The sequence below is a fragment of the Flavobacterium sp. genome, assembly GCF_965277525.1.
In the GTDB taxonomy this organism is placed as follows: domain Bacteria; phylum Bacteroidota; class Bacteroidia; order Flavobacteriales; family Flavobacteriaceae; genus Flavobacterium.
Genome location: NZ_CBDIDC010000001.1, coordinates 483,823 through 498,551 on the forward strand (window position 1 = coordinate 483,823; position 14,729 = coordinate 498,551).

16 protein-coding genes are annotated in these 14,729 nt (G+C 34.3%); all 16 read left to right on the plus strand.

All coding sequences use genetic code 11. The features are described 5' to 3' along the window. Positions 1 to 103 precede the first annotated feature (103 nt). The 16 genes from ACQY44_RS01980 (at position 104) to trpA (ending at position 14,725) form a co-directional block, all read left to right on the plus strand. Positions 104 to 1,681, plus strand: a complete 1,578-nt coding sequence (locus ACQY44_RS01980; RefSeq protein WP_428228747.1) for an FAD-dependent oxidoreductase — start codon at positions 104 to 106, stop codon at positions 1,679 to 1,681. A 282-nt stretch (positions 1,682 to 1,963) separates the two neighbouring features. Then, entirely contained in the window at positions 1,964 to 2,425 is a 462-nt protein-coding gene (locus ACQY44_RS01985; RefSeq protein WP_428228787.1) for a MarR family winged helix-turn-helix transcriptional regulator, read from the plus strand. 4 nt (positions 2,426 to 2,429) lie between these two features. Next, a complete protein-coding gene (locus tag ACQY44_RS01990; protein WP_428228748.1) occupies positions 2,430 to 3,062 on the plus strand; it encodes an NAD(P)H-dependent oxidoreductase in 633 nt (210 codons plus the stop codon). Between the two features lie 31 nt (positions 3,063 to 3,093). Continuing rightward, on the plus strand, positions 3,094 to 3,660 hold the full coding sequence (locus tag ACQY44_RS01995) for a YceI family protein (RefSeq protein ID WP_428228749.1): 567 nt from the start codon (positions 3,094 to 3,096) through the stop codon (positions 3,658 to 3,660). 209 nt (positions 3,661 to 3,869) lie between these two features. Beyond that, on the plus strand, positions 3,870 to 5,150 hold the full coding sequence (locus ACQY44_RS02000; protein WP_428228750.1) for a hypothetical protein: 1,281 nt from the start codon (positions 3,870 to 3,872) through the stop codon (positions 5,148 to 5,150). Positions 5,151 to 5,448: 298 nt separating this feature from the next. Then, positions 5,449 to 6,849 (plus strand): anthranilate synthase component I family protein, encoded by a 1,401-nt coding sequence (locus tag ACQY44_RS02005; RefSeq protein ID WP_428228751.1) that lies wholly within the window; start codon positions 5,449 to 5,451, stop codon positions 6,847 to 6,849. A 96-nt stretch (positions 6,850 to 6,945) separates the two neighbouring features. Further along, positions 6,946 to 7,389, plus strand: a complete 444-nt coding sequence (locus ACQY44_RS02010; RefSeq protein WP_428228752.1) for a lipoprotein — start codon at positions 6,946 to 6,948, stop codon at positions 7,387 to 7,389. A gap of 87 nt (positions 7,390 to 7,476) precedes the next feature. After that, positions 7,477 to 8,043 carry an anthranilate synthase component II gene (locus ACQY44_RS02015; RefSeq protein ID WP_428228753.1) on the plus strand — a complete coding sequence of 189 codons (567 nt, stop codon included), beginning with the start codon at positions 7,477 to 7,479 and terminating at the stop codon, positions 8,041 to 8,043. A gap of 85 nt (positions 8,044 to 8,128) precedes the next feature. Then, positions 8,129 to 9,124: an anthranilate phosphoribosyltransferase gene (gene trpD, locus ACQY44_RS02020; RefSeq protein ID WP_428228754.1), complete on the plus strand. Its 996-nt coding sequence runs from the start codon at positions 8,129 to 8,131 to the stop codon at positions 9,122 to 9,124. A 4-nt stretch (positions 9,125 to 9,128) separates the two neighbouring features. After that, entirely contained in the window at positions 9,129 to 9,818 is a 690-nt protein-coding gene (locus ACQY44_RS02025; protein WP_428228755.1) for a hypothetical protein, read from the plus strand. Between the two features lie 5 nt (positions 9,819 to 9,823). After that, positions 9,824 to 10,609, plus strand: a complete 786-nt coding sequence (trpC, locus tag ACQY44_RS02030; RefSeq protein ID WP_428228756.1) for an indole-3-glycerol phosphate synthase TrpC — start codon at positions 9,824 to 9,826, stop codon at positions 10,607 to 10,609. A gap of 139 nt (positions 10,610 to 10,748) precedes the next feature. Beyond that, the gene (locus ACQY44_RS02035) at positions 10,749 to 11,381 is read left to right on the plus strand and encodes a phosphoribosylanthranilate isomerase (protein ID WP_428228757.1); all 633 of its coding nucleotides are present in this window, start codon (positions 10,749 to 10,751) and stop codon (positions 11,379 to 11,381) included. A 12-nt stretch (positions 11,382 to 11,393) separates the two neighbouring features. Then, positions 11,394 to 12,575: a tryptophan synthase subunit beta gene (trpB, locus tag ACQY44_RS02040; protein ID WP_428228758.1), complete on the plus strand. Its 1,182-nt coding sequence runs from the start codon at positions 11,394 to 11,396 to the stop codon at positions 12,573 to 12,575. A gap of 206 nt (positions 12,576 to 12,781) precedes the next feature. Next, the gene (locus ACQY44_RS02045) at positions 12,782 to 13,099 is read left to right on the plus strand and encodes a gamma-glutamylcyclotransferase family protein (protein ID WP_428228759.1); all 318 of its coding nucleotides are present in this window, start codon (positions 12,782 to 12,784) and stop codon (positions 13,097 to 13,099) included. A 12-nt stretch (positions 13,100 to 13,111) separates the two neighbouring features. Further along, a complete protein-coding gene (locus ACQY44_RS02050) occupies positions 13,112 to 13,849 on the plus strand; it encodes a carbon-nitrogen hydrolase family protein (RefSeq protein ID WP_428228760.1) in 738 nt (245 codons plus the stop codon). 114 nt (positions 13,850 to 13,963) lie between these two features. Beyond that, positions 13,964 to 14,725 carry a tryptophan synthase subunit alpha gene (trpA, locus tag ACQY44_RS02055; RefSeq protein ID WP_428228761.1) on the plus strand — a complete coding sequence of 254 codons (762 nt, stop codon included), beginning with the start codon at positions 13,964 to 13,966 and terminating at the stop codon, positions 14,723 to 14,725. Positions 14,726 to 14,729 lie beyond the last annotated feature (4 nt).

Here is a 14,729-nt window from a genome sequence, read left to right on the forward strand (position 1 = left end):
AATACAAGTATAACCTTCGCTTCTATTTCACACAATTACGTTTTGTTTCATTAAGTTTGTTATTAAAATAAACGCCTGTAAAAAGAAACCTAAGCAATACGATATGAAACATTCAGAACAATTATTAAAATTAAAAAGCACTGAAAAGTGGGATGTTATCATAATAGGTGGCGGAGCAAGCGGCTTGGGAACTGCCCTCGATGCGGCAAGCCGAGGCTACAAAACAATCCTGGTTGAAGCTGTAGACTTTGCAAAAGGGACTTCTAGCAGAAGTACAAAACTAGTTCATGGTGGTGTACGCTATTTAGAACAAGGCGACATACATCTGGTAAGAGAAGCACTGAAAGAAAGAGGATTAATGTCAAAAAATGCAGGTCATTTAATCAAAAATCAATCTTTTGTAATCCCTAATTACACTTGGTGGGGAGGTTCTTTTTACACCATCGGATTAAAAATCTATGATATACTGGCCGGTAGATTAAGTTTGGGAGCTTCAAAATATATTTCGAAGAAAAAAACAATCGAAATGCTTCCTAACGTCGAAGAAAATGGTTTGGTAAGTGGTGTTATATATCATGACGGGCAATTTGATGATTCGCGTTTGGCTATTAATATTGCTCAGACAGCGGTAGAAAAAGGAGCTTGTCTTTTAAATTACATGAAAGTTGTTCACTTGTTGAAAGACGACAACAATCAGATTATTGGCGTTGAGGTACAAGATCACGAAAAAGGAGACAAATATATTTTAAAAGGTGCAGCGATAATTAATGCTACAGGTGTTTTTACAAATGCCATCATGAAACTCAATGATACTGTTTATAAAAAATATATTGTCCCAAGCCAGGGAATTCATCTGGTATTTGATAGATCATTTTTACCCGGAGATCACGCCTTAATGATTCCCAAAACAAGTGACGGACGGGTTTTGTTTGCCGTACCCTGGCATAACCGAATCGTTGTAGGCACAACAGACACTTTAATCAAAAAACAAAGTTTAGAACCTGTTGCTTTAGAAAGCGAAATTGCATTTGTACTCGAAACTGCGCAACGTTTCTTGGCAAAAAAACCAACAAGAGCCGATGTTTTATCTGTTTTCGCCGGTTTACGACCTTTGGCAGCACCTAAAGAAGAAGGAAAAAGCACCAAAGAAGTCTCAAGAAGTCATAAAATTATTGTTTCAGAAACCGGTTTAATTACCATTACCGGAGGAAAATGGACCACTTACAGAAAAATTGCCGAAGACATTATCAATAAAGCTATCCATACAGGAAAATTACCTAAAAAACCATGTGTTACAGAACATCTCGCTATACATGGAAATAAAGCTACTACTACTTTAGACAGAGAAAACCACTTGTATATCTATGGTTCAGATATTCATAATATAACAGAACTACAAGAAAACAATGCTGAATTAAAAGAAAAAGTACATCCGGACCACGAGTTTACCATGGCAGAAGTAATTTGGGCCATTCGATATGAAATGGCCAGAACGGTAGACGATATTTTAGCCAGACGCGTTCGTTTGTTATTCCTGGATGCCAGAGCCGCTATTCAGTCTTCAGAAAAAGTAGCCAGACTACTTGCTAAAGAACTCGGACATAATGAAGCATGGGTCAATAAAGAAATTTTAAATTTCAGAAAAATAGCTAAGGGATTTTTGTTGCCTGAATTTCAATAATCTTGTTTGAACAATTATTAAAGAGTCAAATCTAACAGATTCCTGAAACTTCCCGGGTTTAGTTTAAAATTCAAAAAAGACAGCTTCAACTTTAAACAATCGTTAAATATCAATCAACCACTTATTTTAAAAATAAAATTATAGTATTTTTATACTAATTATATAGAGTTTATCTAGATAGTAATTTCGCCTTATCTGAATTAACAAAAAATTAACATGACATTTGTATATACAAATATTAAAAGATATACATTTGTATATACAAATTATACACTTACGACTATGACAATTGAAGAGGTTATAAAAAGTACAGTTAAGATGGATAATGCGAAAAAAGTTATTCTGAATATCATGTACACGCAAAACGTAATTCAGGATCATTTCAACGAGTTGATAAAACCGTATGATTTATCCGGAGAGCAATACAATGTGTTACGTATATTAAGAGGACAAAAAGGAAATACTGCTAATATGTGTGTAATACAGGAACGTATGCTGGCCAAAACAAGTAATACAACCCGATTGGTAGACAAATTATTACTGAAGGATTTTGTTACACGAAATGTTTGCCCCGGCAATCGACGTAAAATTGAAGTTTTAATCACTCAAAAGGGATTAGATGTATTAAAAGAATTAGATCCAAAGGTAGACGAACACGAACGTGTGTTTGCTGAGAATATAAGTCCTGAAGAATTAGAATTATTAAACAAATTATTAGAAAAATACAGAACCCAACAAAATTAATTTTATGAGCACATTATTAGACAATCTGAACTGGAGATATGCAACAAAAAAGTTTGATGCAACAAAAAAAATATCTTCAGAAGATTTAAATACTTTAAAAGAAGCTGTGAGACTAAGCGCTTCTTCATACGGATTACAACCTTATAAAGTTGTTATCGTAGAAAATCCGGAAATTAGAGAAAAACTAAAAGCTGCTGCTTACGGACAAACTCAAATTACAGATGCTTCTCAATTATTTATCTTTGCAAACGACTTAAATGCCGGAGCAGAATCTGTAGATGCTTATATCAAAAATATTAGCGAAACAAGAGGTGTTCCTGCTGATGCCTTATCTGGATTTGCTGATATGATGAAGGGTACAATTGCCAATTTATCACAAGAGGCTAAAAATATCTGGACAGCAAAACAAACTTATATCGCTTTAGGAACTTTATTAAGTGCAGCGTCTGAATTAAAAATCGATGCAACGCCAATGGAAGGATTTAATGCTGCTGCATTCAATGAAATTTTAGGTTTAGACAAGTTAGGTTTAAACGCGTCAGTTATTGCTACTGTAGGTTACAGACATGGTGAAGATGACACACAACACTACAAAAAAGTTAGAAAATCAAACGAAGAATTATTTATCACTATATAATTATTATTAATCCAAAATCAATTTAAACAACATGAAAAATTTAAAAACAATTGCAATAGCATTATTCGTAGCAGCGGCTAGTATTTCAGTAAATGCTCAAACTAAAAAAATCGACGTAAAAGCAAGTACTATCAAATGGGTAGGAAAAAAAGTAACAGGAGAACACTCTGGAACTGTAAACTTTAAAGACGGATCTTTAGTTTTTAAAGGAAAAAAATTAACTGGTGGTACTTTCACTGTTGATATGACTTCATTAACTTCTACAGATTTAACAGGAGAATACCAAGGAAAATTAAACGGTCACCTGAAATCAGCAGATTTCTTTGGTACTGAAAAATTTCCAACTGCAAAATTAGTTTTCAAAACTATCGGAGCTAAAGCAACTGACGTTTATACTGTTACTGCTGATTTAACTATCAAAGGAATCACTAAACCGGTGACTTTTGATATTACTGTAGCTGGAAACACTGCTACAACTGCTTTCAAAGTTGACAGAACTAAATACGACATCAAATACAACTCTGGTAACTTCTTCGAAAACTTAGGAGACAAAACTATCAATGATGATTTCGAATTAACTGTAGCTTTAAAATTCTAATATTTTAAAACTTATTTAATTCTTATATTATAAGTAAAACCCCAATAGTCAGGTAACTATTGGGGTTTCTTTTTATATGTATTTTCAAAAAGATAACCTCCTTAACACCCCCCTAACACTTTCGTAACAACATACAGGACTTTGATTAACATTTGGCTTTTAATTTTGGCTTATCAAAAAAACAAAATTTAGAAATCAAAATCATAGCTATGAAAACAAAAGTAGGCATTGCCATTATAACACTTCTAAGCACTTTTTTTATACAAGCTCAACAACAACCTAAAGGAATTATTGGCAGTACAAACTGGATGAGCAACTGGACCAATTTTAAACCTGCCAATACAGAATATAACGAAGCTACCAATATTATTGCGGGGACTATTGACAAAGACACAAAACTATTCAAACGCAATACTTATCAATTAGTTGGGGTTGTATATGTAACCAAAAATGCAGTTTTGACCATAGAGCCAGGCACAGTAATTCGTGGAGATGACAAGACCTGTGGAACTCTGGTTGTTACCAATGGGTCAAAAATTATAGCCGAAGGTTTAGAAACAGATCCCATTGTATTTACTTCAAATAAAGAAATTACAGAAAGAAAACCCGGCGATTGGGGCGGAATTATTATTCTTGGAAAAGCTCCTATAAATACCATTGGCGGTATTCATGTATTACCATTTGACCTTGAACCTATGTTAAACCATTACGGGGGGCAGGATGCTGAAGACAATTCAGGAATTTTAAAATACGTGCGAATCGAATATTCCGGCAGAAAATTAAGCGCTGCCAAAGAACTTAATGGTCTTTCATTAGCCGGAGTGGGCAGAAAAACAGTTTTAAGCAATATTCAGATTAGTTTTTCAAATGATGATTCTTTTGAATGTTACGGAGGAGATTTAAACATGAACAATCTTGTTTCATACAGAACTACTGATGATGATTTTGATTTTACACAGGGAGCTCAAATCAACATCAGCAACAGTATCGCGATTCGTCATCCGTTTTCGTCAGACGTTTCGGGATCAAGATGTTTTGAGGTAGATTCTTATGACAAGATAGCCAATACAGATATGAGTAAAAAATTAACTAAAATAAATGCCAATAACATCACCCTCGTCAATTTAGAAGAGAACAACCAAGGACTTGTTAGAGAATCCGTTTATGTAAGGGAAAATACTTTTTTTAATTTGACTAACAGCATCATTTCCGGCTTTACTCCTTTTGCCTTACTTGAAGGAAATATTGGAAATGGCGACGTTAATCTGGCGAAGATTACATTCAAAAACCTAATTGTTAATAATTGTAATGGCGGAATTACAAGTGAAGCAGGAGGCGCTAACGAATCAATTGAAAGATTTTACAGTAATCCTGATTTCCAAATTGGATTTACAAAAATCAAAAACAATGAATTGTTTACAATGCCAAATATCAAAGGAAATCCAGACTTTAGACTGAACCAAAACAACACCATTGCGATTGGAAATTAAGCAATTAAAACAATCAACAACAGCGAAATTTAACAAATTTTAATATTTACAAAAGATTTTTTTGAAAATTTATGTACCGTAATTCAAATTACATTTATATATTTGTGACATCAAAATAAGATATGAGAACAATAATGAACAATACTTGGTGGTGGAAGAATTTACGTCAAACGTCGTGAACTAAGCTTCCTATGGTATTGAAAAACTATAAATATAAAAGGCTTGTCATCACGACAAGCCTTTTTTTTTGGTCAAAAATTAAGTAAAAAATATATTAAAAACTAAAAAACAACATACTTTGAAACCTTTTATACTCAACACACATTACAAACAAATTCTGGCAGATACAATTACGCCGGTAAGTATTTATTTTAAAATCAGGGATAAATTTCCAAATAGTTTATTATTGGAAAGTAGTGATTATCACGGAAATGACAATAGTTTCTCGTACATCTGCTGCAACCCGATTGCAACGATTAAAATCGAAAACGAAATTATTTCTAAAACTTTTCCTGACGGAACAACAGAGCAAATTACAATTGATGCTTCGACTAATATTCCTCAGATAATCCAGGAATTTTCAGGTCAGTTCAAATCTGAAAAAAATGATTTTAAATTCATCAATAATGGCTTATTCGGATACATTTCTTATGATGCCGTTCGGTATTTCGAGAAAGTTTCAATTGCAAAAAAAGATACTGCTACTTTAATTCCGGATGTGTTTTACGCAGTATATCAAAACATCATTGCCATTAATCACTTCAAAAACGAAGCATATATTTTTTGTCATAGTGTTGATGGAAGAAACAACATTTCAGAAATCGAACAATTACTTCAATCCAGAAATATTGCATCTTATAAATTCTCCAAAGAAGGTGAAGGTTTCTCAAACTTAACCGATGAAGAATTCAAACACAATGTGGCTTTAGCCAAAAAACATTGTTTCCGCGGAGACGTCTTTCAATTGGTTTTATCACGCCGTTTTACACAAGGATTTAAAGGTGACGAATTCAATGTTTACAGAGCTTTAAGAAGTATTAATCCATCTCCTTATTTGTTCTTTTTTGATTATGGAGATTTCAAAATATTTGGGTCTTCGCCCGAAGCGCAAATTATCGTAAAAAACAGAAAAGCCGAAATTCATCCAATCGCAGGAACTTTCAAAAGAACCGGAAATGATGAACGTGATGCACTTTTAGCCAAAGAACTTTCTGAAGATAAAAAAGAAAATAGCGAACACGTTATGTTAGTCGATTTAGCCAGAAATGATTTAAGCAGAAACGGACATGATGTAAATGTGGAGAAATATAGAGAAGTTCAGTTTTTCTCACACGTGATTCACCTGGTTTCTAAAGTTACAGGACATTTACACGAAAAAGCGACAACAATGCAAGTCGTTGCTGATACTTTTCCGGCAGGAACTCTAAGCGGCGCGCCAAAACACAGAGCCATGCAATTGATTGAAGATTACGAAAAAACAAATCGTAATTTTTATGGAGGTGCAATTGGTTTTATGGACTTTAATGGAAACTTTAATCATGCGATTATGATTCGAACTTTCCTGAGTAAAAACCATCAATTGCATTGTCAGGCCGGTGCCGGAATCGTAGCCAGTTCTGATGAAGAAAGCGAAATGCAGGAAGTGTACAACAAATTAAGAGCATTGAATACAGCGCTGGAAATGGCGGAGAAAATATAAGTTTCACGTTTTCTTTGTTTCAGGTTTCAAGTTGTTGAAACGTGGAACTTAAAACCTGAAACAATTAAAAAACAAACCACAAAAAAACTATAAATTATGAAAAGAACATTATCAATTCTAGTTTTAATCATTACCCTAACCTCTTGTAATTCGGAAAAAAAAGAGAATCAAATTCAAGGAACCTGGCGTCTTATATCAGCAGAAACCACTGAAAAAGATTCAACGTTCTCGACTTTCAATCCAAAAACAAAAATGATTAAAATTATAAATGATACTCATTTTGCTTTTTTCAATCACGATTTAAACAATGGAAAAGACAGTACAGCAGCAGTATTCTTTGGCGGAGGTGGAAAATATACTTTGAAAGATAGTATTTATACCGAAAACCTTGAATATTTTAATAACCGTCAATGGGAAAATGGCAAATTTGAATTCACAGTAAAAATTAAAAATGATACACTGATTCAAAAAGGAATCGAAAAAGTAGAAAAATTAGGAATCGACCGAATTATCACTGAAAAATACGTTCGAGAAAAGTAAAAATTTAGTTTCAAGTTTTCATTGTTTCAAGTTTCAAGTTATTGGAACGTGAAACTTGAAACTTGAAACCTGAAACAAAAAATGAAAATGAAAAAAATATTAGTTATAGACAATTACGATAGTTTCACTTACAATTTAGTGCACTATTTAGAAGATTTGAACTGCGAAGTAACCGTTTACAGAAATGATGAATTTGATATTGATGAAATCGCTTCTTTTGATAAAATTTTACTTTCTCCGGGCCCTGGAATTCCGGATGAAGCAGGTTTATTAAAAGCAGTAATTCAGAAATATGCTCCAACAAAAAGTATCTTAGGCGTTTGTTTGGGTCAGCAAGCGATTGGAGAAGTTTTTGGCGGAACACTTTCAAACCTTGATAAAGTATATCATGGTGTTGCCACAAATGTAAAAACAGTAGTTTCAGACGAAATTTTGTTCGAAGGTTTAGGAAATGAATTTGAAGTAGGACGCTATCATTCGTGGGTTGTTGACGCAAATTTACCTGATGTTTTAGAAGCAACTTCAATCGACGAAAACGGACAAATTATGTCATTAAGACACAAAACTTTTGACGTAAGAGGCGTTCAGTTTCACCCGGAAAGTGTGCTTACACCAAAAGGAAAAAGGATTTTAGAGAACTGGATAAAAAGTTAGTGTTCAGTATTTAGAATTTTAGTATTCAGTCACAGTTTAAAAACTTAGTCGCTTAGAACCTTAGCAACTTAGAACCTCAAAAAAAATGAAAACAATATTAAATAAACTAATCAATCACGAAGTGCTTTCAAAAGAAGAAGCCAAAAACGTATTGATTAATATCTCTAGCGGAAGCTATAATCCAAGTCAGATTTCAGCATTCCTGACCGTATTTATGATGCGAAGCATTACGATCGATGAACTTTCGGGGTTTCGTGAAGCCTTATTAGAATTATGCGTTCGCGCTGATTTATCAGCGTACAATACGATCGATTTATGTGGAACGGGCGGTGACGGAAAAGACACTTTCAACATCTCGACTTTGGCTTCCTTTATATCAGCGGGAGCCGGAATAAAAGTCGCCAAACACGGAAATTACGGAGTTTCATCGATTTCAGGCTCAAGCAACGTAATGGAAAAAATGGGAATCAAATTTAGCAATGATCCTTCGTTTTTAGAAAAATGTATTGATAAAGCGGGAATTTGTGTTTTACACGCTCCCCTATTTCATCCGGCGATGAAAAACGTTGGGCCTATTCGTAAAGAATTAGCGGTAAAAACGTTCTTTAATATGCTGGGGCCCATGGTAAATCCGTCATTCCCAAAAAATCAATTGGTTGGAGTTTTCAATCTTGAATTGGCTAGAATGTATGCCTATTTATACCAAAATACCGATATCAATTTCACGATTTTACATTCGCTTGACGGATATGACGAAATATCTTTAACTGGTCCAACCAAAACAATAACATCGCACATGGAAGGAATGCTGAAACCGGAAGATTTTGGCGTTAGACTTCTATTACAAAGCGAAATCGAAGGCGGAAAAACTATCGAAGAATCGGCTGATATGTTTATCAACATCCTCTCCGGAAAAGGAACTGAAGCACAGAATAATGTAGTTTTAGCCAATGCCGCAATGGCCATTGCAACGGTTACAAAATGTTCTCCGCTTGAAGGATTTGAACTAGCAAAAGAAAGTTTATTCTCCGGAAAAGGGTTAATAGCTTTGAAGACATTACAAAAATTAAGTAAAAATTAAAGTCATGGCTTTTGAATTAAAAAGTGTAGTTCCATGGGGTCGAAGTTTAGAGGAATATATCAAAATTTTTAAATTAACTGATTCCGATTTGAATAGTAGTATTATCAGTTTTGGAGATGGACCTGCAAGTTTCAATTCAGAAATGACAAAACTTGATAAAAAGGTGGTTTCATTAGACCCTATTTATCAATTTACAAAAGCTCAATTAGAACAAAGAATCGACGAAACCAAAGAAACCGTTATAAAACAAACGAGAGCTAATCAGGACAATTTCGTTTGGAAAAACATTAAAAACGTAGATGAATTGGAGCAAATTCGCATGAGCGCAATGGCCAATTTTATTGTCGATTTTGAAATAGGAAAAGAACAACAAAGATATATTTATCATCAGTTGCCAACGCCAACAAAATACGAAGCATTGGAATTCGATTTGGGCTTAAGCTCCCATTTTTTGATTCTATATTCGCAACTAGGATTGGATTTTCACATTCAATCAATTAGTGAGATGTTACGAATATGTAAAGAAATAAGAATATTTCCGTTATTAAATTTAAATGCAGTAAAATCTGAAATTTTAGAAGACATCATTAACCATTTTAATTCTGATTTCATCGTAACTATTGAATCCTCAGATTATGAATTTCAGAAAAACGGAAACGAAACATTGGTAATTAAACGAAAAAAGATCAATTAAAGAATATGAATATTTTAGATAAAATTATAGTTGACAAAAAAAGAGAAGTTGTTCTCAAAAAATCAATCATTCCGGTGTCGCAATTGGAAAGTTCTGTCTTTTTTGAAAGAACAACCATTTCTTTAAGTCAAAAACTAAAAGCAAGTTCAACCGGAATTATCGCAGAACACAAACGTCGTTCTCCTTCAAAATCAGTTATCAATCATAGTTTTACGGTTGAAGAAGTGGTTAAAGGTTATGAAAATGCAGGCGCTTGCGGAATTTCTGTTTTAACAGATGGAAAGTATTTTGGAGGTTCTCTTGACGATTTGCTTTTGGCCAGAGCGAGTGTGAACATTCCGCTTTTGCGAAAAGAATTTATTGTTGATGAATATCAGATTTTAGAAGCAAAAGCCTATGGAGCCGATTTGATTTTATTAATCGCTGCTGTTTTAACTCGCGAAGAAATCAAATCATTATCCCAATTTGCCAAGAAACTCGGTTTAGAAGTTTTACTTGAAGTTCACAATCAGGAAGAATTAGAAAAATCGATTATGCCAAGTTTAGACATGATTGGCGTAAATAACAGAAATCTAAAAACCTTCGAGGTTAGCCTTGATTTCAGTAAAGAACTAGCATCACAAATTCCAAATGATTTTGTAAAAGTCTCTGAAAGTGGTATTTCTTCAATCGAAGCCATTTCTGAACTTAAACCTTACGGTTATAAAGGATTTTTAATTGGAGAAAACTTCATGAAAACCGATAATGCCGGAAAAGCAGCAACAGAATTTATTAAAAATTTGAGCGTTTAAAATAGCCACGAATTCACGAATTTATTTATTATCATTCGTGAATTCGTGGCGAAAAAACACAAAGCTTTGCGAACTTAGCGTTTTTAAGCACAATCAAAATAAAAAACTTAGCGCTTTTGCGGTAAAAAAACACAATACAATGAAACTCAAAATATGCGGCATGAAATATCCCGAAAACATAATCGAAATAGGTTCACTCCTACCCGATTATATGGGATTTATTTTCTATGAAAAATCCGCTCGATATTTTAACGGAACCATTCCGGAACTGATAGGAACAATAAAAAAAGTCGGTGTTTTTGTCAATCAGAGTCAGGAAGAAATTCTGGAAAAAGTAGCCAAATACAATTTACAAGCCATTCAATTACACGGAAATGAATCTGTTGAATTTTTATCGGAATTAAAAAAACAATTGCCAAAAAAAATCGAAATTATTAAAGTTTTTTCGGCCGATGAAAATTTTGATTTTGAAATTATAAAACCATTCGAACCCGTTTGTGATTATTTTATGTTTGACACCAAAGGAAAATTACCCGGCGGAAACGGAACCTCTTTCGACTGGAAGATATTAAAAAAATACAAGTCTGAAAAACCATTCTTTTTGAGTGGCGGAATCGGAATCAATGAATTAAAAGCCATAGAAGAAATTTCAAAAACAAATCTTCCTATTTATGCTGTTGATATAAATAGTAAATTTGAAATCGAACCCGGGCTAAAAAACAAAAATCTATTTAGCAATTTCAAACGAAAATTTGATGTTGCCAACTTTTAAAATTGGAATAAAATGAATTTTAACGTCAACGAAAAAGGATGTTACGGAGAATTTGGAGGAGCTTACATTCCTGAAATGTTGTATCCAAATGTAGAAGAATTACGCCAAAATTATTTAAAAATAACAAGCGAACCAGATTTTAAAGCCGAGTTTGATCAACTGCTAAAAGATTATGTTGGGCGCCCAAGTCCGCTTTATTTTGCCAAGCGTTTATCTGAAAAATACAATACCAAAGTTTATCTCAAAAGAGAAGACTTAAACCACACCGGTGCCCATAAAGTAAACAATACGATTGGACAAATATTAGTTGCAAAACGTTTGGGTAAAAAACGAATTATTGCAGAAACCGGAGCTGGTCAGCATGGGGTTGCAACTGCAACGGTTTGTGCTCTTATGGGATTGCAATGTATCGTTTACATGGGCGAAATCGACATTGCGCGTCAGGCACCAAACGTGGCACGAATGAAAATGTTAGGTGCTGAGGTCCGTCCTGCACTTTCAGGCTCAAGAACCTTAAAAGATGCTACTAATGAAGCTATTCGTGACTGGATTAATAATCCGGTTGACACGCATTACATCATTGGATCTGCGATTGGACCACATCCTTATCCGGATATGGTGACACGTTTTCAGAGTGTAATTTCAGAAGAAATCAAATGGCAGTTAAAAGAAAAAGAAGGACGTGAAAATCCTGACTATGTAGTCGCTTGTATTGGTGGCGGAAGTAATGCGGCAGGAACTTACTATCATTTTTTACACGAGCCCGAAGTTGGGATTATTGCCGTTGAAGCAGCCGGAAAAGGTGTTGATAGCGGTCATAGCGCGGCGACTAGTAAGTTAGGAAAAGTAGGCGTTATTCACGGTTGCAAAACCCTTTTGATGCAAACTCCTGACGGACAAATTACAGAGCCTTATTCTATTTCTGCAGGTTTGGATTATCCAGGAGTTGGCCCTATGCACGCGCATTTGGCACAAACAGGTCGTGGCGAATTTTTCTCGGTGACTGATGATGATGCTATGAATGCCGGTTTACAATTGACAAAACTAGAAGGAATTATTCCGGCAATCGAAAGCGCACATGCTTTTGCGGTTTTAGATCAAAAGAAATTTAAACCAACAGATATTGTGGTGATCAGTCTTTCAGGTCGTGGCGATAAAGACTTAGATAATTATATCGAATATTTTAAATTATAAAAAGAGTAATTTGGTGTTCCCAATGCCGATAGCTATTGGGAGGCTTTCGGCTATATTCCCGATTAACACAAACTACGGCTAAAAAGCCTTGTTTTTCTAAATCGGCAGATACCGCCTCAAAGGAAGTTCACTGAACTCAACTAAAAATAATACAAAGTGAAGTAATCCCTAACGCTAAAAAACAACTAACGAGAAAAATAGTAATTATGGAAAAGTTATTCTCTTACGGAACATTACGCTCGAAACAAATTCAAATGCAGCTTTTTAATAAAGTGCTGACCGGAACTCGTGACCAGCTGCTAGGTTATAAACTAAAAAGCCTGCAAATTGAAGAAGAATTTGGAATGGCAGACTATGTTGTAGCTGTACCCAGCGCAGATTCTTCAGATCCCATACATGGAGTTGCTTTTAATATTTCGGCTTCAGATTTAGCTAAAGTGGATATATTCGAATCGAATGCCTATAAAAGAGTTAAGGTCACGTTGAATTCCGGAGCAGTTGCCTGGGTTTATATAGAAAACTAATAAAAAGTCGATATGATTTTAGCAGCCGGACAAACAAAACCAACTCGTGGAGATATTGAGGCTAATTTATTAGATCACTATCGTCTTATTGAACTGGCGGTGCAAAATGGAGCCCGGTTAATTGCTTTTCCAGAAATGTCGATTACAGGTTACGAAAGAGAAAATGCCCAACAATTAGCTTTCAAAAAAGACGATTCAAGACTGAATCATTTGAAAAAATTGGCTGTCGAAAATAATATCATAATTATTGCCGGAGCACCAATTCAAATTGAATCGGAATTGTTTATTGGAGAATTTATTATTGCTCCGGATAATTCGGTAGCTATATATACGAAGCAATTTTTGCATGAAGGAGAAGATGAATTTTTCCAGTCTTCTTTCGATTATAATCCTATGATTACGATTGAAAATAAACAGATTTCGTTTGCCATTTGTGCTGATATTGACAATCCGCTTCATCCGGAAAATGCCCGTAAGAAAGAAACTGATATTTATGTTGCCAGTATTTTCTTTTCGCCAAACGGCATTCCGAATGCTTACAGGGATTTGCAAAACTATGCTCAAAAACATCAAATGAGTGTATTGATGTCTAATTTTGCCGAAGAATCCTGGAGATCTCCTTCAGCAGGACAAAGTGCATTTTGGAATAATAAAGGTGAATTGATTGTACAAATGAATGATTCAGATTCCGGATTGTTAATTGTAGAAAATCAAAATAATAATTGGATAAGTACCATTATTACCGATTAAAAAATTAAACAGATTAATTTAAAAAAATCACTTTTAATCCTCTAATCTGTGGCAAAAAAACTTAATAATACCTAACAGGTTTTGGAAACCTGTCAGGAGAAAAAAATAAAAACAATGAACAGAATAACTCAAAAATTACAAGAAGATAAAAAGATACTTTCTATCTATTTTTCAGCGGGATATCCTAATTTAAATGATACCGTACAAATTATTCAGGATTTAGAAAAGAATGGCGTCGACTTAATCGAAATTGGTTTGCCATTTAGTGATCCTTTGGCTGATGGACCTACAATTCAGGCAAGTTCGACTCAGGCACTTCATAACGGAATGACAACTCAAATTCTTTTTGATCAGCTGAAAAACATTCGGGAAAGCGTAAAAATTCCGCTGATTATTATGGGATATTTTAATCCTATGTTGCAATATGGAGTTGAAGCTTTTTGTGCAACATGTGCAGAAATTGGCATCGACGGACTTATTATTCCGGATTTACCTGTTGACGTTTACGCAGATGAATACAAAGCTATTTTCGAAAAATACGGTTTGATCAATGTATTCCTGATTACGCCACAAACTTCTGACGATCGTATTCGTTTTATAGACAGTGTCTCAAACGGATTTATTTATATGGTAAGTTCCGCGAGTGTTACGGGTTCTCAATCCGGTTTTGGAAATACACAGGAAAGTTATTTTGAGAGAATTTCAAACATGAATCTTAAAAACCCACAGATAATAGGTTTTGGAATTTCGAATAAAGAAACTTTTAATCAGGCAATTAAATTTGCAAAAGGTGCAATTATCGGAAGTGCTTTTATTAAACATTTAAGCGAAAACGGCTCAGGAAAAATTAATGAATTTGTTGGAGCCATTAGATAATTAA